The sequence below is a fragment of the Mesorhizobium sp. Arg314 genome (assembly GCF_053714275.1).
Genome location: NZ_JBSKBP010000020.1, coordinates 49,779 through 68,682, shown reverse-complemented (window position 1 = coordinate 68,682; position 18,904 = coordinate 49,779). Strand labels below are relative to the sequence as shown.

Here is an 18,904-nt window from a genome sequence, read left to right as displayed (position 1 = left end):
CAGAAGCGTACGCGGTTCTGGGACAACGACATGCATAAAAACAAGGACTTAAAGCGTCGCCTGAATCCGTTTCAGCGCGACGCGCTTTAGTTCGGTTTGGCATTTCACGGAACGGCGAACCGCCCTGTTGTTTGACGCAATTCCGGACGAAAGGCTACGGCGAGGCGCCGAGCCTAACCGCTTCACACTTTTCCTGGAATTTGCCCTGCGACAGCTGGCGCCGTCAGGCCGCCTTGCGCATCCGCTTTGGCAGGAACGGCACACGACCACGCTGCGCGGCCGGTGTCGCCAGGTCGAAGACCGAGCGGTAAAGGCGATCGAGCAGCACCTTGCGGTCGCGCAGCGGCTCGAGATCGCTCCATCTCAGCACATCGCCGATACGCACCTCTATCGCCTTGCCCGACAGGCGGGCGAACTCGCGGATGAGCAGGGAGGTTCGCAGCGTCAGCGATGCCTTACCGATGAACTTGGCCACGCGGCTGTCGCGCTCGGCCATGTTCATCGGGCCGCTGACGAGATGGAACAAGCGGCCGTTCTGGCCGGAAAAATGCATCGGGATGACCGAGGCCTTTGCGTCCTGGATGAGCTTGGCCGGAAACATCTTCCACGGCAGGTCGATGGCACGGCCGAAGCCCTTCGGCGCCGTGGCGACGCCGCCGGCCGGGAAGACAACGATGGTGACGCCTTCCTTCAACAGCCGTACCGCTTCGTGGCGCACCGCCATGTTGTTCTTCAGCGCTTCCTTGGTCTCGGAAAAATCGATCGGCAGCGAATAGGGTTCCATCTCGCGGATCCGGAGCAGGTCCTTGTGGATCATGACCCGGAACGGTCGGCCCAGTTGCTCGACAAGCGACAGCACCGCAATGCCGTCGCCGATACCGAAGGGATGGTTTGCGACGATGACCAGCGGCGTATCCGGCAGCTCGGCCGGCGGCCACTGAACGGCGTTGCGGACCTTGACGTCGATCAATTCCAGCATGCGGCTGAACACGCGATCGCCGGTCGGCACCACCTGGCGGCGCCAGAAATCATAAAGCACGGCGAAGCGGTCGCGGCCGGACAAGCCTTCGACTGAATGGATGAACCAGCGCGTCAGCACCGGCTGATGCGCGTTGGCATAGGAGAGCTCGGGAAAACGTCTTTCCCGAAGTTTCAACTTGAGCATGGCGGCTCGTTACAGGGCTGGCGTGACAGGCGTATGAAAATGGCGGTGGACACCCCACTGCCATTTTAGGGCATGCTGGTATGTCAGGCTGCGCGACGCTTGCGGTCGGGCGAGACCGCCTCGTCGGCGAGAGACTTCACCGCATCGTCAAGCTTCAGCGATACCTGGTCGCGGGAGCCCAGCCGGCGGACATTGACCGTTTCCTCTTCGGCTTCGCGCTTGCCGCAGACAAGGATGACCGGCACTTTGGCCAGGGAATGCTCGCGTACCTTGTAGTTGATCTTCTCGTTGCGCAGGTCGGTTTCGGCGAGCAACCCCGCGGCCTTCAGCCGCTCGACCACTTTCATGGCGTACTCGTCCGCATCCGAGGTGATCGTCGCCACCACCACCTGCAGCGGCGCGAACCACAGCGGGAAATGGCCGGAATAGTTCTCGATCAGGATGCCGAGGAACCGCTCCATCGAGCCGCACACCGCGCGATGCACCATCACCGGCTGCTTCTTCTCCGAATCAGAGCCGATATAGAAGGCGCCGAAACGCTCCGGCAGGTTGAAGTCGACCTGCGTGGTGCCGCATTGCCATTCGCGGCCGATGGCGTCCTTCAGCACATATTCGAATTTCGGCCCGTAGAAGGCGCCCTCGCCCGGATTAATCGAGGTCTTGATGCGATTGCCGGAGCGCGCGCGGATCGTTTCCAGCACATTGCTCATGATCGCCTCGGCATGGTCCCAGGCCTCGTCTGTACCGACGCGCTTGTCCGGCCGGGTCGACAGCTTCACGCTGACCTCGTCGAAGCCGAAATCGGCATAGGTCGACAGGATCAGGTCGTTGATGCGCAGGCATTCGGCGGCGAGCTGCTCCTCGGTACAGAAGATATGCGCGTCGTCCTGCGTGAAGCCGCGCACGCGCATCAGCCCGTGCAGCGCGCCCGACGGCTCATAGCGATGCACATTGCCGAACTCTGCAAGTTTTACTGGCAGTTCGCGATAAGACTTCAACCCATGCTTGAAGATTTGCACATGGCCGGGACAGTTCATCGGCTTCAGCGCGAAGACGCGGTCGTCGTCGGTGTCGTCGCCGGCGACCGTGACCTTGAACATCGCGTCGCGATACCAGCCCCAGTGTCCAGACGTCTCCCACAGGCTCTTGTCCAGCACCTGCGGCGCGTTGACTTCCTGATAGCCGTGCTCATCGAGCCGGCGGCGCATGTAGTTGATCAGGCTCTGCACCATCTTCCAGCCCTTGGCGTGCCAGAACACGACGCCCGGACCCTCTTCCTGAAAATGGAACAGATCCATCTCGCGGCCGAGCTTGCGGTGGTCGCGCTTCTCGGCTTCCTCAAGCAGCGTCTGGTAGGCCTCGAGTTGCGCCTGGTCGGCAAAGGCCGTGCCGTAGATGCGCGTCAGCATCGGATTGTTGGAATCGCCTCGCCAATAGGCGCCCGCCACCTTCATCAGCCTGAAGGCATTGCCGATTTGCCCCGTCGAAGCCATATGCGGACCGCGGCAGAGGTCGAACCAGTCGCCCTGCGCATAGATCTTGAGGTCCTGGTCTTCGGGAATGGCGTCGATCAGCTCGAGCTTGTAGCGCTCGCCCTTGTCGGCGAAGACCTTCTTCGCCTTCTCGCGCGGCCAGACATCCTTGGTGAACGGCTTGTTGCGGGCGATGATCTCGCGCATCTTCTTTTCGATCGCCGGGAAATCGTCCGGCGTGAACGGTTCGTTGCGCGCGAAGTCGTAATAGAAGCCGTTCTCGATCACCGGCCCGATGGTCACCTGCGTTCCCGGCCACAGCTCCTGCACGGCCTCCGCCAGCACATGCGCCGTATCGTGGCGGATGAGTTCCAGCGCGCGCGGGTCCTCGCGGGTGATGATCTCGACCTTGCCGGACTTGCCGAGCGGATCGGAAAGATCGCGTACGGTGCCGTCGAGGCTGTAGGCGACAGCCTTCTTGGCCAGCGACTTGGAGATCGATTCGGCCAGGCCGGCGCCGGTCATCGCCGCGTCGTACTCGCGGACCGAACCATCGGGAAATGTCAGGGAAACGGAATTCGGCATCGGGATTCTCCTATCCAGTCCCGCAAACGAGCGCGGGTGGTGAAATGCAAATCGCAAGCTGAGTGCGGCATGCAGAGGTTGGCCGGAGGCGCCAATAACATGGACGATGGCCGGCGGGCAGTCTTTTATGAGGAGTTTCCGCCGCCGTAAAGCCGCCAGCCGTTCTATTTGATGAGGCCGGGCAGGTCCTTCAAAAATGCTGCCCGCGTCGCAAGGCCCTTCGGCTCGCCGGTACGCTTGGCATCCACGACCAGTCTTGCGAAGACGATGCGGCGGCCGTTCTTCTCGGCCCAGCCGACGAACCAGCCGAGCGAGCGCTTGCCGTCCTGGCCGAGCCTGGTGCTGCCGGTCTTGCCTTGCACCGCCCAGTCGCCGGCCGCGAAGGTCGGAAGGATCGCCTTGGTCATCTCATGCGCCTTCGCCGACACCGGCATCTTGCCGGCGAGCAGCTGGCGCAGGAAACCCGTCTGCTCGACCGGAGATATTTCGAGCGAGGAATTTATCCAGGATTGCGTGAGCCCATTGTCCTTGCTGGTATCGCCCGCGACATCTTTGTTGCCATAGCCGAATTTCGACACATAGAAGGCGAACTTTTCAGCGCCGAGACGCCGCGTGATCTCACGCGAGTACCAGACGATGGAATCGCGTTCCCAGATCGTCGGGTCGACGGTCTTCCGGTCGCGCTTCGCCGCCTTGAACTCCCGCTTGTAGTCCCAGCTCGGCGTATGCTGGTCGCTCAGGATACCGGCATCATAGCCGATCAGCGCCAGGGGCACCTTGAAGGTGGAAGCCGGGCTGACGCGCTGATCGCAGACGCCGTCCTGATAAAGCGTTTCGCCGCTTTGCTGTTCCTGGATCAGCGTGCAGTGGATGTCGTCGAGCGGCGCTGACTGCGCCCGCACCGGCAAGCCGAGCATCCAGGCCAGAAGGAAAAGGACGATGGCAAAAATGAAAGGATAGCGGTCCATCTGGCGCATAGCGAAACTCACTCCTGAACGGGATTGCAGGCAGCGGCTTAGCGAGGCGTCTTGTCTCGATTTTGTCTCAAATTGGCAGTGTTTGTGCAGCTTCGCGTTAACCCTACCGGATCGTAAAAATTCGACCGTTCGTCACCGCGCGAGCAATCAGATTTCGGGCTGGCCGTGTTGTTTGCCGATGCGCCAGTAACGCCAGGGCATGAACCAGACATAGCGCGCCGCAAGCGTCTCCGGCACGCGGTCGATGCCGTGCGTTCCGAACGGCCCGCAGCGCAAGATTCGGAACAGCCCCATCCAGCCGCCAGCCCACAGGCCATGGCGGGCGATCGCCTCATGCGCGTATTCGGAACAGGTCGGCAGATGCCGGCAGCTGTTGCCGACAAAGCCGGACAGCGTCAGTTGATAGAGGCGCACGAGCGAGGTGCCGAGCACGCGCCCGGGCGTCTTGCGCCATGGCCCCGGCCAGTTGCGCCCGAGCTGCACCGGACGGACGCCATGTGTATGCCCGGAATGGTCGCCCATCTCTCCGCAGCCTGTTTCACTGCGCGATAGATGTGGGCTTCGGCGCTGAAACGCAATGCCCTCAAGGCCTGGAGCGCCGGGTGGGATAGCTGTTGGCGGGCGGGGCATGGTGGCAGGAAGCATCCCGATGTCCGTGGCAACCGCCGTCCCGCACGGCTTCGCCGTGCCATTGAAAGGTGGCGATCCGCATGACGTCATTCAAAATGGCCAGGAATTGGTTCATGGCAGTGCTCCTTTGAGCACCGATTAGACTGCCGCTGGTCTTCCTCCTCAAACGAGTATAATTTTCTCATCGGATAACCTGAGGTTATGCGAAATGAAACGAGGACGGCTGCCGCTGACGGCGCTCAGGAGCTTCGAGACGGCCGGCAGGCATTTGAGCTTCAGCCGGGCGGCCGAGGAGCTTTACGTTTCGCAGGCCGCGATCAGCCGGCAGATCCGCGAGCTCGAGACCTTCCTGCGCCAGCCGCTGTTTCTCCGCCTCCACCGGCGCGTCGAACTGACGGATGCGGGGCATCGGCTGCTCGACCAGCTGGTCAGAAGCTTCGACGACATTGACCGGGTGCTTTCGGAGCTCGCGGCATCGCCGGCACAAGCCATCGTCCGCGTCAGCGTCGAACCGTCGCTTGCCGCCGTATGGCTGGTGCCGCGGCTCAATCGCTTTCGCCAATTGCGGCCCGACATCGACGTGTCCCTCGAAGTCGATCCTCGGCCGATTGAGTTCCGCAGCGATCAGCCCGAACTCGCCTTGCGTTTCAGCGCGCACGCCACCTCATGGCCGCGCAGCGAGGCCGAGCGCTTGGCCTCGACTGTCGATTCACCGGTTCTGTCGCCGCGGTTGCTGGCTTCAGGCCCTCCGCTGGAAAAGCCGATCGACCTTCGCCATTACACGCTGCTGCACGAGGAAAACCGCCAGGGTTGGGCGCGCTGGTTCCAAGCAGCCGGCGTGCCCGCCGATGCGGTACCCGCGCGTGGCCCGATGCTGGCCGACGTCTCGCTTTCGAAACAGGCTGCGCTGCTCGGCCATGGCGTAGCGCTCGGCGATCTCCTGCAGATCGGTGGGGAGCTCGCGTCAGGCACCTTGATCAAGCCGTTCGATATCGATGTCGCTTCCGGCGCCTACTGGCTGGTGGCCAAGAGCTTGCGGGATCTGCCGGAACCGGCCAAGGCGTTCGCCGACTGGATCCGAAGCGAATTCGCCGTGACCAGGGGAGCGGCTTAGCCCGCTATCCTCAAGCCGCCTGTTCGGCGCGCTTCTTCTCGATCTGGCCGATGGCATCGACCACCGCGTCGAAGGTCAGCATGGTCGAGGCATGGCGCGCCTTGTAGTCGCGCACCGGTTCCAGATATTTGAGGTCGGCGAAACGGCCTTCAGGCGGCGCGCCGTTCTCCTTGAGCATCTTCAGCATGGTTTCGCGCACGGCGCGCAATTCGTCGGCGTTGGCGCCGACCACATGCTGGGCCATGATCGACGACGAGGCCTGGCCGAGCGCACAGGCCTTCACGTCGTGGGCGAAATCGGTCACCACGTCGCCGTCCATCTTGAGGTCGACGGTAACGGTCGAGCCGCACAATTTGGAATGCGCCCTGGCCGTCGCGTCGGCATCGTCGAGCCGGCCGATCCGCCCTATGTTTCCGGCGAAGCCGAGAATTTTCGCATTGTAGACGTCGTCGATCATATTTTTCCAATCCGTCGCCGCCCAGCGAACAGGCTTTGCCGCTCCCGCGTCTTCCTTTCGCTCTGCTGGAACCATATATAATAGTGGCAGTCGGGCATCGACAAGGCGACAGGAAGCCGTTGTCCCTGCTCATTTGTTCACGCCGCTTGCGGGATGGAAATGGGCGATTTTCACCCAAAAGGTCGTGGTCCGTTCAACTCGTTCCACCTTTGAGTGGGACTACGGGAGACGCCTTTATGGATGCCGTCATCAAGAAAATCATGCCCCCATCCGAATATCTGGACAAGCCGGTCACCGACCGGCCGAGCGAAGCCGAAGTCGAAGCCGCCGTGCGAACGCTTTTGCGTTGGACCGGCGACAATCCGGACCGTGAAGGCCTGATCGATACGCCGAAGCGTGTCACCAAAGCCTTCCGCGAAATGTTCAACGGCTATGACATGTGCCCGGCCGACGAGCTTGGCCGCACCTTCGAGGAAGTCGCCGGCTATGACGATCTCGTCATCGTCAGGGATATAAAATTCCATTCGCATTGCGAGCACCACATGGTGCCGATCATCGGCAAGGCGCATGTCGGCTATCTGCCGGACGGCAAGGTCGTCGGCCTCTCGAAGATCGCGCGTGTCGTCGACATCTTCGCGCATCGCCTGCAGACGCAGGAAGCAATGACCGCGCAGATCGCCGGCGTCATCCAGGACGTGCTCAACCCGCGCGGCGTCGCTGTCATGCTCGAAGCCGAGCATATGTGCATGGCCATGCGCGGTATCCGCAAGCAGGGCTCGACCACGCTGACCTCGACCTTCACCGGCGTCTTCAAGGACACGCCCGAGGAGCAGATCCGCTTCGTCACCATGGTGCGCGCCGGCTGATTTGCCGGCCGTCGCCGGCCCAAACACAAAAGGACCGGCGATGTCGGCACTGCAATTCCCCGAAGCTCCATCAGACAAGAATGCGCTGGAGGAAGGTACCGTTCTTTCTCCGCGCTTCGATGCCGCGGGCCTCGTCACCGTCGTCGTCACCGATGCCGGCGACGGCATGCTGTTGATGGTCGCGCATATGAATGCCGAAGCGCTGGCGCTTACGCTCGAGACCGGCATTGCCCATTACTGGTCGCGCTCGCGCAACGCGCTGTGGAAGAAGGGCGAGACGTCCGGCAATTTCCAGCACGTCGTCGAGATGCGCACGGATTGTGACCAGGACGCGATTTGGTTGCGCGTCAAAGTGTTGGGCCACGACGCAACTTGCCACACTGGACGGCGTTCTTGTTTTTATCGGACGGTGGGGCTGAATGACGGCAAGGCGACGCTTGCCGGCGACGGCAGCAGGCCGCTGTTCGATGCGGATCAAACGTATCGGAAGCCGGTGTGAACCATTCAATATTCACAAACCACCCATATTCACTATTCTCAAATATCCTTGCGGTAGAAGGGATATGGGACAAGGGAGATTATGATGCTCGAGTGGGCGTCATTGCGCAGCAGACCTGACGTTCGGGAGGCCAACGGCCCCGCATCGTCGGGCGGCGTGCCCGATCCGAAGCCTGGCAGGAAAGCAGCCATCTCGCTGGCGCTCGGCGGCGGCTGCGCCCGCGGCTGGGCCCATATCGGCGTGCTGCGCGCATTGGATGAGGCCGGTATCGAAGTATCGATGATCGCCGGAACCTCGATCGGCGCGCTCGTCGGCGGCTGTTATCTCGCCGGCAAGCTCGACGAGCTGGAAGAGTTCGCCAGGAGCCTGACCAAGCGGCGCCTCTTCGGCCTTCTCGATCTCAATCTGCGCGGCAGCGGCCTGTTCGGCGGCATGAAGCTCGATCAGCGCCTGCGCGAGCACCTTGACGGCGCCCGTTTCGACGACCTGTCGAAACCCTTCGTCGCCGTCGCTTCCGAAATCCGCACCGGCCATGAAATCTGGCTGTCGAGCGGCTCGCTCGTCACCGCCATGCGCGCCTCCTATGCGCTGCCGGGCGTCTTCGAGCCGGTGGCCTGCAATGGCCGCATGCTGGTCGACGGCGCGCTGGTCAATCCGGTGCCGGTCTCGGTCTGCCGCGCGTATGAGCAGCCGCTCGTCGTAGCGGTCAACCTGCACTACGACCTGTTCGGACGCGCCGCCGTCATCAAGCATAGCGCCGGCGAACTCCTCGTCGAGAAGGACGCGCCGCGCCCCGGCCAGGTCAATCCCCAATCACACCAGACCCGCCTCGGCATCACCGGCGTCATGGTTGAGGCCTTCAACATCATCCAGGACCGGATTTCGCGGGCAAGGCTCGCCGGCGATCCGCCGGATATGTCGCTGCAGCCGAAACTCAGCCATATCGGCCTGACGGAATTCCACCGCGCCGACGAGGCGATCAGCCTCGGCTACCAGGCGACGAAGTCGCAGATCGCCGAACTGACCCGGCTCCAGTCCGTTCTCATGTGAATTTCCCGATTTCGTTGTTACGCCAGCGCTGCGTCGCTGATGCGAAACTGCACCGTGCGGTTGCCGTTCCAGTAATTGCCCGACAGCGAACCGGCGATGTGCACGGTCCTGCCCCTGTTCCTGAACAGGAATTCGCCGAGCGCCGTGTCGACGGCACGGAATGCGATCGCTTGGATGTTGCCGCCGCTTTGCGACTGCAGGTCCACGCGAATGTGGTTGGTGCCGATCGCGCGCGCGTCGGTCAGGCGGTGGCGCGGCAGCACGAACACCGGCGCGATGTGCCCAGCCCCGAACGGCCCGGCTTTCTCCAGCGCATCGAGCAGCGCGATCGTCGCGCCCTCTGCCGCCAAAGCGCCGTCGATCGCCAAGCTTTCCTCGTTCTGCAGCCGGAAAACGTCGGCCGCGGCGCGCTCCTCGAAGAAAGCGCGCAGTTCGCCGAGCTTTGCGCGTTCGACAGTGATACCCGCGGCCATCGCATGGCCGCCGCCCTTGACGATCAGTCCGGCATCCGCCGCCTCGCGTACCAGCCGGCCAAGATCGAAGCCGGTCACCGAACGCCCCGAGCCCGTGCCGACGCCGGTCGAATTGAAGGCGATGGCAAAGGCCGGCCGGCGCGCATGGTCCTTGAGCCGCGAAGCGATCAGCCCGACGATGCCGGGATGCCAGTTGTTGCTGGCGGTGACGATGACGGCGGGACCATTGCCGCCGGCAAGTTCCGCATCGGCCTCGGCGCGCGCCTGCGCCAGCATCGCCTGCTCCATCTGTTGTCGTTCCTGGTTCAGCCGATCGAGCGTCTCGGCGATGCTCGCCGCCTCGACGGGATCGTCGGTGGCTAACAGCCGGCTGCCCAGCGCCGCATCGCCTATGCGGCCGCCGGCATTGATGCGCGGTCCTATCAGAAACGAGAGATGGAACGTGTTGATCGGCTCGCCGATACGCGAAACTCGCGCCAGCGCCGCCAGCCCCTCATTCTTCTGCTGGCGCACCACTTGCAGTCCCTTGACCACGAAGGCGCGGTTGACGCCGGTCAGCGGCACCACGTCGCAGACCGTCGCCAGCGCGACGAGATCGAGCAGCGAAAGCAGGTCCGGCGGCGCGGCATTCGGCAGCTTTTCGCGCAGCGCCCTCGCCGTCTGGACGAGGCACAGGAAGACGACGCCGGCGGCACAGAGATGCCCCTGCCCCGACAGGTCGTCCTCGCGATTGGGGTTGACCACTGCGTCGGCCGCCGGCAGCGGGCCGCCAACCTGGTGATGGTCGAGCACCACGACATCGGCGCCGGCCTGCTTGGCGGCGTCGATCGAGGAGGCGCTGTTGGTGCCGCAGTCGACGGTGACGATCAGCTTCGCGCCACGCGAGATCAGCTCGCGCATCGCTTCCGGGTTTGGTCCGTAACCCTCGAAGATGCGGTCCGGGATATAAATTTCGGACGGCACCGAAAAATGTGTCAGAAAGCGCTTGATGAGCGCCGACGAGGCCGCGCCGTCGACATCGTAGTCGCCGAAGATCGCCACTTTCTCGCCGGCGACGATCGCATCGGCAAGCCTTGCCGCCGATTTGTCCATATCGGTCAGCGACGCCGGATTTGGCAAAAGCTCACGAATGGTCGGATCGAGGAAGCGCTCGGTCTGCTCCACGCTGACGCCGCGCCCGGCAAGCACCCGCGCCACGATGTCGGGCACGCCGTGGCCCTGCGCGATGGCCAAAGCAGCCATGTCCTGCCGTTCGGTCAGCCGGTGTTCCCAGGAAACACCGGTCGCCGACTGCCTGACATCGAGGAAGAACCGTTTCTCGCCCGTCATGCGACGCGCCGTCTGCACATCATGATTGCGCAGATATCAATATGCGACGTCCGGAGCAATTCCGGGGAAGCGAGCAATCCGGGGAAAAGTGTGGAACGGTTTTCCTCGAATCGCCGCAAAAGCATCCAAGCGAGACGAAATCAGAACTTTTCCAGATCCTGGTGGCGCGCCTCGATCTCGCGCACCGTGCGCGAGGATGAGCGCAGCACGATGGTGTGCGTGGTGATGAAGGTGCGGCCGAACTTCACCCCGTCGAGCAGGTTGCCGTCGGTGACGCCGGTCGCCGCGAACAGCACGTCGCCACGCGCCATGTCCTGGGCGCGGTAGATCCGCTTCGGATCGGAAATGCCCATCTTGTGCGCCCGCACCACCTTCTCCGGCGTATCGAGGATCAGCCGGCCCTGCATCTGCCCGCCGGTGCAGCGCAGCGCCGCCGCGGCCAGCACGCCTGCCGGCGCGCCGCCCGTGCCGAGATAGATGTCGATGCCGGTCTCGTCGGGGTCGGTGGTGTGGATGACGCCGGCGACATCGCCGTCGCCGATCAGCCGGATCGCCGCGCCCGTGGCGCGTACGGCATCGATCAGCCTGGCGTGACGCGGCCGGTCGAGGATGCAGGCGGTGATGTCGGAGACGGCAACGCCCTTGGCCTTGGCCAGATTGGCGAGGTTCTCGGCCGGCGAAGCGTCGATGTCGATCAGGCCTTCCGGATAGCCTGGGCCGATGGCGATCTTGTCCATATAGACGTCGGGCGCGAACAGCAGGCTGCCCTTTTCCGCGATGGCGATGACCGCAAGCGCGTTGGGCAGATTCTTGGCGCAGATCGTGGTGCCTTCGAGCGGATCGAGCGCGATGTCGACCGCCGGGCCTTTGCCGGTGCCGACTTCTTCGCCGATATAGAGCATCGGCGCCTCGTCGCGCTCGCCCTCGCCGATCACCACCGTGCCTTTGATGGCCAGCCGGTTGAGCTCCTGGCGCATCGCGTCGACCGCCACCTGGTCGGCGGCCTTCTCATCGCCGCGGCCGCGCAGCCTGGCGGCGGCGACGGCGGCCCGTTCGGTGACGCGCACGACTTCCATGGTAAGGATCCGGTCAAGACCGGCGGCGATGTTCTGGGCCATGTTCATGGATTACGCATTCCTCGTTCACTGTTGATTCGAGCAATCCCAGACGGAAAACCGCTAAGCGCTCCCGAAATTGCTCCCGCCTCCCGCCAGAGGCGCGCTCCTTCTGGCAAAGCTCCATGACAACGGCAAGACTTGCCTCGTCAATTTTTGAAATGGTAAGCAAAATCAATCGATTGAAGGCAGAATCGGACCACGAATGTCACACGGAAGCGGGAACCGGTTTCGGGCCGAAAACATGCGTGGAATCAATTGGCTTTATTCCGCCCGCTCGATGCGGATCACCTGAGGCTTGTCGGTCAGATGACCATCCTTGGTGATGCCTTCTACAGCCTTGCGCACCGCCGCTTCGGTCGTCTCGTGGGTGACGAGGATCACTGTTTTTTGCGCCTGTGTTTCAGCGCCCGCCGCCTGCTGGACGATCGATTCCAGCGAGATGTCGCTGTCGGCCATGCGTTTGGCGATAGCCGCGAAGACACCGGTGCGGTCATGCACCGTAAGGCGGATAAAGTAGCCGCCGGCATGGCTGCGCATCCGCGCCTTCTTGTAGGGCTTCAGTTCCTTCGCCGGCCAGCCGAACACCGGCGCGTGCTGGAAGCCAGGTCGGCTTTTGGCGATGTCGGCAATGTCGCCGATCACCGCCGACGCGGTGGCGTTGCCGCCCGCGCCCGGGCCGGATAGCAGAAGCTCGCCCAGAATGTCGGTTTCGATCGCCACCGCGTTGGTCACGCCGTGCACCTGCGCGATGACCGATGCCGTCGGCACCATGGTCGGGTGCACACGCTGCTCGATGCCGCTGTCGGTGCGCTGCGCGACGCCGAGCAGCTTGATGCGGTAGCCGAGATCGCCGGCCGCACGGATGTCGGCCTGGGTGATGTTGGAGATGCCTTCCATATAGATGTCGGTGGCGGCGATCTTCGTACCGAAGGCAAGGCTGGTCAGAATCGACAGCTTGTGCGCCGTGTCGTGGCCTTCGATATCGAAGGTCGGGTCGGCTTCCGCATAGCCAAGCCGCTGCGCGTCCTTCAGGCAGGCGTCGAAGGAGATGCCTTCGGCTTCCATGCGGGTCAGGATGTAGTTGCAGGTGCCGTTGAGTATGCCGAAGACACGCGTCACCGCATTGCCGGCCATCGCCTCGCGCATCGTCTTGATAACCGGGATGCCGCCGGCCACCGCCGCCTCGTAGTTTAGCAGCACGCCCTTCTTCTCGGCGATCTCGGCCAGCGCCACGCCATGCTTGGCGAGCAGCGCCTTGTTGGCGGTGACGACATGGCGCCCGGCCTCGAGCGCCGCCTTCACCGACAGCCGCGCCGGCCCTTCGTCGCCGCCGATCAGCTCGACAAAGACGTCGACATCGGCCTTTTCGGCCAGCTTGACGGGGTCGTCGAACCATTTCGCGGCGCTCAGATCGATGCCACGGTCGCGCTTCCGATCGCGGGCCGAAACGGCCGTCACGACAATGTCGCGGCCGCATTGGCGGGTGAGTTCGGCCGCCTTGTCGCGCAGCACGCGCGCCACCGAGGCGCCAACCGTGCCGAGGCCGGCAATTCCAACACGCAACGCTTCAGCCATGTCCGGCGACGCCCCTCAAATTCCACAGATATAAGGCAAAACTCAACGACGAGCGGCGAGCGGCACCACATTGTTGGGCTGCTTGGCGGTCGAGGTCAGGAAGCGCTTGATGTTGCGCGCGGCCTGGCGGATCCGGTGCTCGTTCTCGACCAGCGCCACGCGCACATAGTCGTCGCCATGCTCGCCGAAGCCGACTCCCGGCGCCACCGCGACATCCGCATGCTCGATGAGCAGCTTGGAGAATTCGAGCGAGCCGAGATGGCGGAACTGCTCCGGGATCGGCGCCCAGGCGAACATCGAGGCCGCCGGCGCGGGAATGGTCCAGCCTGCACGGCCGAAGGAATCGACCATCACGTCGCGCCGCTTGTGGTAGACCTCGCGCACTTCCTCGATGTCGGCGCCGTCGCCGTTCAGCGCATGCGCCGCCGCCACCTGGATCGGCGTGAAGGCGCCGTAATCGAGATAGGACTTCACGCGCGTAAGCGCCGAAATCAGCCGCTCGTTGCCGACCGCGAAGCCCATGCGCCAGCCGGGCATGGAGAAGGTCTTCGACATCGAGGTGAACTCGACGCAGATATCCATCGCGCCCGGCACCTGCAGCACCGAAGGCGGCGGATTGCCGTCGAAATAGATCTCCGAATAGGCAAGATCCGACAGGATGATGATGTCGTTCTTCTTCGCAAAGGCAACCACATCCTTGTAGAAGTCGAGCGAAGCGACAAGCGCCGTCGGGTTCGACGGATAGTTGAGGATCAGCGCCAACGGCTTCGGGATCGAATGGCGGATGCCGCGCTCGACCGCAGGGATGAAGCCGTCGTCGGGCTCGACCTGCAGCGAGCGGATGACGCCGCCCGACATGATGAAGCCGAAGGCATGGATCGGATAGGTCGGATTGGGGCACAGGATGACGTCGCCGGGCGCGGTGATCGCCTGCGCCATGTTGGCGAAGCCTTCCTTCGAACCCAGCGTCGCCACGACTTGCGTGTCGGGGTTGAGCTTCACGCCGAAGCGACGCTGATAGTAGTTCGCCTGGGCGCGGCGCAGGCCCGGAATGCCGCGCGAGGACGAGTAGCGATGCGTGCGCGGGTCGCGCACCACCTCGCACAATTTGTCGACGATGGCCTTCGGCGTCGGCAGGTCCGGATTGCCCATGCCAAGGTCGATGATGTCGGCGCCGCGCGAGCGGGCGCTGGCCTTCAGCCGGTTGACCTGCTCGAACACGTAAGGCGGAAGCCGGCGGACCTTGTGAAATTCTTCCATTTCAGTTCCAGACCATCAAAGTTTCGGCGCGCGATATAGACCTAATTGCAGTTAGGGTCGAGGGTCGGGTCGCATTTGCCCTCGATCTGCTTCAGCGTGTCGCCGCCATGGGTCCTGGCCAAAGTGTTGAGCGCCGCCGAATTCGCCGGTGCCTTGGCGCCGCTGCCCTTGGCAAGCTGCGCCTGCTGCTCGGCCTTGAGCTGGGCGAGGTTTGCGGCGGTCTCTTCCTTGGTGAGTTGCTTGGCTGCCACCTGCGGCGCGACGTTGAGGTTCGGATAGGAGCCGGTGTCCTTCGGACCTTCGGTCAAGGCGGTCGGCGCCGCGTTGTTCGGGCTGGTGCTCGTGCAGCCGCCGCTAGGCAACAGCACGCCAACCAGCCCCGCCACGACCGCCATGCGGCAAATCGAACCCGCGCCGAGAAAAAAAGTCCCGCCAACATTAATCGTCATATTGTTTTCCTGGCAGCCGGGTTACAGCGAATTGGACCCGGTCAGATGTCCCATGGTAATATGTCAAGAAAACGCTCCGGGAGGAACCCCGCGAACCATGTCCAAACCTGACGATTCGGACAAAGCGGAAAATGGCGGACCTTCGGCCATCGAGCAATATCTGGTGAAGGATCCCGAGCGCTTCGCCTTGAACATGGCTCGAATGGTCGAGCAGGCGGGCAAGGCGGCTTCCGCCTGGGCCGAGCCGCGCGAGAAAGGCGAAGTGCGCGATCATGTCGCCGAACCCGTCGTCGACATGGTCAAGACTTTCTCCAAGCTCTCGGAGTACTGGCTGGGCGACCCGCAGCGCGCGCTCGAAGCGCAGACGCGGCTTTTCGCCGGCTATATGACGGTCTGGGCGAACGCCATCCAGAAAGTCACGCCCAACACCGAAGCTCCCGACGATGCGGTCCAGCCCGAGCGCGGCGACAAGCGTTTCCAGGATCCCGAATGGGGCCGCAATGCTTTCTTCGACTTCCTGAAGCAGGCTTATCTGGTCACCTCGCGCTGGGCGAACGAGCTTGTCGAGCACGCCGAGGGGCTGGACGAGCACACCCGCCACAAGGCGAGCTTCTACGTCAAGCAGGTGTCGAACGCGATTGCGCCGTCGAACTTCATCCTGACCAATCCGGAGCTGTTCCGCGAGACCATGGCCTCGAATGGCGAGAACCTAGTGCGCGGCATGAAGATGCTGGCCGAGGATATCGCCGCCGGCCGCGGCGACCTGAAGCTGCGCCAGGCGGACTACACGCCCTTCGAAATCGGCAAGAACATCGCCACGACGCCCGGCAAGGTCATCGGCCGCAGCGATGTCGCCGAGATCATCCAATACGATCCGGTGACGGAAACGGTGCTCAAGCGCCCGCTGCTGATCTGCCCGCCATGGATCAACAAATTCTATATTCTCGACCTCAACCCGCAAAAATCCTTCATCCGCTGGGCGATCGAGCAGGGCCATTCCGTCTTCGTTATTTCCTGGATCAACCCGGACGAACGCCACGGCGCCAAGGGCTGGGAGGCCTATATCCGCGAAGGCTTGCAATTTGGCCTCGACATGGTGGAGAAGGCGACAGGCGAAAAAGAAGTCAACGCCATCGGCTACTGCGTGGGCGGCACGCTGCTCGGCGCTGCGCTCGCGTTGTTGGCGCAGGAGGGTGACCACCGCATCAAATCGGCGACCTTCTTCACCACCCAGGTCGACTTCACCTATGCCGGCGATCTCAAGGTGTTCGTCGACGAGGACCAGGTTGCCGCCGTAGAGCGCTCGATGAGCGAAAAGGGCTATCTCGACGGCACCAAGATGGCCACGGCCTTCAACATGCTGCGCTCGGGCGACCTGATCTGGCCCTATGTCGTCAACAACTACATGCGCGGCAAGGAGCCCCTGCCCTTCGACCTGCTCTACTGGAATTCCGATTCCACGCGCATGGCGGCGGCCAATCACTCATTCTATCTGCGCAACTGCTATCTTGAGAACAATCTCTCGCGCGGCGTGATGGAACTTGCCGGGCGCGTCGTCTCGCTGGCCGACATCACCATCCCCGTCTACAACCTTGCAACGAAAGAGGACCACATCGCGCCGGCGCTTTCGGTGTTCCTGGGGTCGCAGTTTTTCAGCGGTGACGTCGAGTATGTGATGGCGGGTTCCGGCCACATCGCCGGCGTCGTCAACCCGCCCGCCGCCAAGAAGTATCAGTACTGGACCGGCGGCAAGCCGGTGGGCGACTTCAATGCGTGGCTTGCCGCGGCGCACGAGCATCCAGGCTCCTGGTGGACGCACTGGCAGCACTGGATCGAGAACCAGGACAACATCCACGTACCTGCCCGCAAACCCGGCAAGCGTATGAAAACCTTGGGAGATGCGCCGGGCACCTATGTCAAGGTGCGTGTGTAACGGACTGTAATGTCTGGTGAGTTGACGGGCCGTCAAAACAGGGCGAAATGGTGGCGTCAATCGTTTGGCGGCCTCAAATCACCTTCCGACGCAGAATAATTCCGAGGCTTGCAGATTCGACACAGTCCCGTTTCCGGTTGGGAACAGGAGGATTATCGCGGCGCGGTTCTGGAGTGGCGCGGCGATAACGAACCGACCGGATACCGAGGGGGAATTTGTTTTGAAATCAGTAGGTTGGCGTCTCGGACGAGGGGAAAGCCGCAGCATTGCGGCGGCGCTTTTCTCCGTGCTTCTGGCCTCCTGCACATCGACCGGCGACCCGACAATGTCGGTCGTGTCGCCCGCCTACAATTCAACCGCCGGCGAAATGAGGGCGACGTCCAGCGCCAAGACGGCAACTGCTGCCGACTCGTCGGTTCAGTCAGCATCCGCGACGACCGTTGCGCCATCGACCGTGATGAGCGAAGGCGACACGCCCTTGCCCGAAAAGGTTGCCTATGTTCCGGAGACGCGGCCGCAAGCCGCTTTCCCCGCCGTCGCCGTGCCCGCGGGCGCCGCCACGATCGCCGGTAACACGCCGCAACCGCTGGTTCAGCAAGAGCAGACAGCCGAACAGATGCAAACCGCCGCCCAGCAGGTCGCCGCCGGCGATGCCGCAGCCGTGGCGTCGAAGGCACAGGCGACCACGCAGGCCATGAGCAATGGCGTCTATGTAACCGCGGGCGAGCCGGCGCAGCCGCAGATGGCCACGCCGAAGAAGAGCCTGTTCGCCTCGCTGTTCAGCACCACGCCGGCTTCGGCCGCGCCCGCGCCGCTGATCAACAACGCGCGTTCTGGCGACCGGCCCGCCGTGCAGGCCAAGACCACGCCGCCGCCGGCCAAGCCGATCGTGACGCTGGCCTCGGCGACACCAGGCGAAAAGCCGGTGCAACTGGCCTCGCTCGACGACCCGGCCAATCACATCACGGGCGCCGACGCCCTTCCCGGCGTCCGCCAGACCGCGCTGTTCGAGATCAAGCGCAAGTCCGGCATCGACGACGAGAGCGACGTCGACCTCAACGAGGATGAGGGCGGCGGCGGTTCCTACCAGGTGGCCTCGGCCGCCGGCATGGCAAGGCTCGCGCCCAATGGCCTTTTGAAGCAGAATGAAAGTGTCGACGTCGCCTGCCTCAAGCCGTCGCTGGTGCGGGTGCTGAAGACGATCGAGGGCCATTTCGGCCGCAAGATGGTCGTCACCTCCGGCTATCGCGATCCCTCGCGCAATCGGCGTGCCAACGGCGCCAAGAACTCGCTGCACATGTACTGCGCCGCCGCCGACATCCAGGTGCCCGGCGTCTCGAAGTGGGAGTTGGCGAACTACGTCCGCACGATGCCAGGCCGCGGCGGCGTCGGCACCTATTGCCACACAGAATCCATCCATGTCGACGTCGGCCCCGAGCGCGACTGGAACTGGCGCTGCCGCCGTCGCAGCGGCGGCGGTGAAGACGGCTGATACTCGGCTTGGCCCGGTGCGCATAGCCGGGTTGACCGGTTGAGAGCCGATCACCGCCAACGCCGCCGTTTGTTTCGACAAACCGTCAGGGACGTTCGCGATTGGCCGAAACCTTCCGAACTTCGTCATCCACGGGCGGAGCGGGAGCGAAGCGGACGCGCAGACCCGAGGATCCATGCCGTTACCTCGACCGTAGGGTGCAGCGGGGCGGATTCTGCACCGATGCGATACGTCAGCGTCTCTATGGTCTACGCCGCGTCGCTTCGCTCCTTGCTCCGCCATGGAATGACGACCGCGAGAGGCGTTCCGGCTGATCTCAAAGGATGCATGACCAAGTGAGCCCGTAAACCGCGCCTCGGCTCGCCGGAAAGCGGCTTCCGCCACCTTTGAAAAAAGTTGTCGCATGTGGCGGCAGATGGGTTGCCGGTTGGCAACAACGCAATTATAAGCCGCTTCGTCT

The 18,904-nt window shown here is 63.4% G+C and carries 17 protein-coding genes; 6 read left to right on the top strand and 11 right to left on the bottom strand.

What is annotated here, in order from left to right:
* Nucleotides 1–223: 223 nt before the first annotated feature.
* The 5 genes from ACWGS9_RS21135 to ACWGS9_RS21115 form a co-directional block, all read right to left on the bottom strand.
* Nucleotides 224–1,165: a lysophospholipid acyltransferase family protein gene (locus tag ACWGS9_RS21135; RefSeq protein ID WP_454507065.1), complete on the bottom strand. Its 942-nt coding sequence runs from the start codon at nucleotides 1,163–1,165 to the stop codon at nucleotides 224–226.
* An 83-nt stretch (nucleotides 1,166–1,248) separates the two neighbouring features.
* Nucleotides 1,249–3,222: a threonine--tRNA ligase gene (gene thrS, locus ACWGS9_RS21130; protein WP_454507064.1), complete on the bottom strand. Its 1,974-nt coding sequence runs from the start codon at nucleotides 3,220–3,222 to the stop codon at nucleotides 1,249–1,251.
* 164 nt (nucleotides 3,223–3,386) lie between these two features.
* Nucleotides 3,387–4,199 carry a class D beta-lactamase gene (gene blaOXA, locus ACWGS9_RS21125; protein WP_454507063.1) on the bottom strand — a complete coding sequence of 271 codons (813 nt, stop codon included), beginning with the start codon at nucleotides 4,197–4,199 and terminating at the stop codon, nucleotides 3,387–3,389.
* Nucleotides 4,200–4,346: 147 nt separating this feature from the next.
* Entirely contained in the window at nucleotides 4,347–4,721 is a 375-nt protein-coding gene (gene yidD, locus ACWGS9_RS21120; RefSeq protein ID WP_454507062.1) for a membrane protein insertion efficiency factor YidD, read from the bottom strand.
* Nucleotides 4,722–4,782: 61 nt separating this feature from the next.
* Complete coding sequence (locus ACWGS9_RS21115; RefSeq protein WP_454507061.1) at nucleotides 4,783–4,944, bottom strand: hypothetical protein; 162 nt, start codon at nucleotides 4,942–4,944, stop codon at nucleotides 4,783–4,785.
* A gap of 93 nt (nucleotides 4,945–5,037) precedes the next feature.
* Here ACWGS9_RS21115 and ACWGS9_RS21110 point away from each other — a divergent pair, with 93 nt between their 5' ends.
* Nucleotides 5,038–5,943 carry a LysR substrate-binding domain-containing protein gene (locus ACWGS9_RS21110; protein ID WP_454507060.1) on the top strand — a complete coding sequence of 302 codons (906 nt, stop codon included), beginning with the start codon at nucleotides 5,038–5,040 and terminating at the stop codon, nucleotides 5,941–5,943.
* A gap of 10 nt (nucleotides 5,944–5,953) precedes the next feature.
* On the opposite strand, the gene ACWGS9_RS21105 is transcribed toward ACWGS9_RS21110, so the two are convergent.
* Nucleotides 5,954–6,400, bottom strand: a complete 447-nt coding sequence (locus ACWGS9_RS21105) for an iron-sulfur cluster assembly scaffold protein (RefSeq protein WP_454507059.1) — start codon at nucleotides 6,398–6,400, stop codon at nucleotides 5,954–5,956.
* A gap of 236 nt (nucleotides 6,401–6,636) precedes the next feature.
* Here ACWGS9_RS21105 and folE point away from each other — a divergent pair, with 236 nt between their 5' ends.
* From folE to ACWGS9_RS21090, 3 genes are all read left to right on the top strand, one after another.
* Nucleotides 6,637–7,266: a GTP cyclohydrolase I FolE gene (gene folE, locus ACWGS9_RS21100; RefSeq protein ID WP_454507058.1), complete on the top strand. Its 630-nt coding sequence runs from the start codon at nucleotides 6,637–6,639 to the stop codon at nucleotides 7,264–7,266.
* A 40-nt stretch (nucleotides 7,267–7,306) separates the two neighbouring features.
* The gene (gene hisI, locus ACWGS9_RS21095) at nucleotides 7,307–7,765 is read left to right on the top strand and encodes a phosphoribosyl-AMP cyclohydrolase (protein WP_454507057.1); all 459 of its coding nucleotides are present in this window, start codon (nucleotides 7,307–7,309) and stop codon (nucleotides 7,763–7,765) included.
* An 84-nt stretch (nucleotides 7,766–7,849) separates the two neighbouring features.
* Entirely contained in the window at nucleotides 7,850–8,815 is a 966-nt protein-coding gene (locus tag ACWGS9_RS21090) for a patatin family protein (RefSeq protein WP_454507056.1), read from the top strand.
* A gap of 17 nt (nucleotides 8,816–8,832) precedes the next feature.
* Here ACWGS9_RS21090 and recJ read toward each other — a convergent pair whose 3' ends face one another.
* The 5 genes from recJ to ACWGS9_RS21065 form a co-directional block, all read right to left on the bottom strand.
* Nucleotides 8,833–10,617 carry a single-stranded-DNA-specific exonuclease RecJ gene (recJ, locus tag ACWGS9_RS21085; protein WP_454507055.1) on the bottom strand — a complete coding sequence of 595 codons (1,785 nt, stop codon included), beginning with the start codon at nucleotides 10,615–10,617 and terminating at the stop codon, nucleotides 8,833–8,835.
* Between the two features lie 140 nt (nucleotides 10,618–10,757).
* Nucleotides 10,758–11,741 carry a class II fructose-bisphosphatase gene (gene glpX / locus ACWGS9_RS21080; RefSeq protein ID WP_454507054.1) on the bottom strand — a complete coding sequence of 328 codons (984 nt, stop codon included), beginning with the start codon at nucleotides 11,739–11,741 and terminating at the stop codon, nucleotides 10,758–10,760.
* Between the two features lie 255 nt (nucleotides 11,742–11,996).
* Nucleotides 11,997–13,310, bottom strand: coding sequence for a homoserine dehydrogenase (locus ACWGS9_RS21075; RefSeq protein WP_454507053.1), 1,314 nt, complete (start codon nucleotides 13,308–13,310; stop codon nucleotides 11,997–11,999).
* A gap of 42 nt (nucleotides 13,311–13,352) precedes the next feature.
* Entirely contained in the window at nucleotides 13,353–14,570 is a 1,218-nt protein-coding gene (locus tag ACWGS9_RS21070; protein ID WP_454507052.1) for an LL-diaminopimelate aminotransferase, read from the bottom strand.
* Nucleotides 14,571–14,611: 41 nt separating this feature from the next.
* Nucleotides 14,612–15,019, bottom strand: coding sequence for a hypothetical protein (locus ACWGS9_RS21065; RefSeq protein WP_454507051.1), 408 nt, complete (start codon nucleotides 15,017–15,019; stop codon nucleotides 14,612–14,614).
* Nucleotides 15,020–15,116: 97 nt separating this feature from the next.
* Between ACWGS9_RS21065 and phaC the strand changes: the two genes are divergently transcribed.
* Nucleotides 15,117–16,952: a class I poly(R)-hydroxyalkanoic acid synthase gene (gene phaC, locus ACWGS9_RS21060; protein WP_454507050.1), complete on the top strand. Its 1,836-nt coding sequence runs from the start codon at nucleotides 15,117–15,119 to the stop codon at nucleotides 16,950–16,952.
* 325 nt (nucleotides 16,953–17,277) lie between these two features.
* Nucleotides 17,278–18,444 carry a YcbK family protein gene (locus ACWGS9_RS21055; protein WP_454507095.1) on the top strand — a complete coding sequence of 389 codons (1,167 nt, stop codon included), beginning with the start codon at nucleotides 17,278–17,280 and terminating at the stop codon, nucleotides 18,442–18,444.
* Nucleotides 18,445–18,904 lie beyond the last annotated feature (460 nt).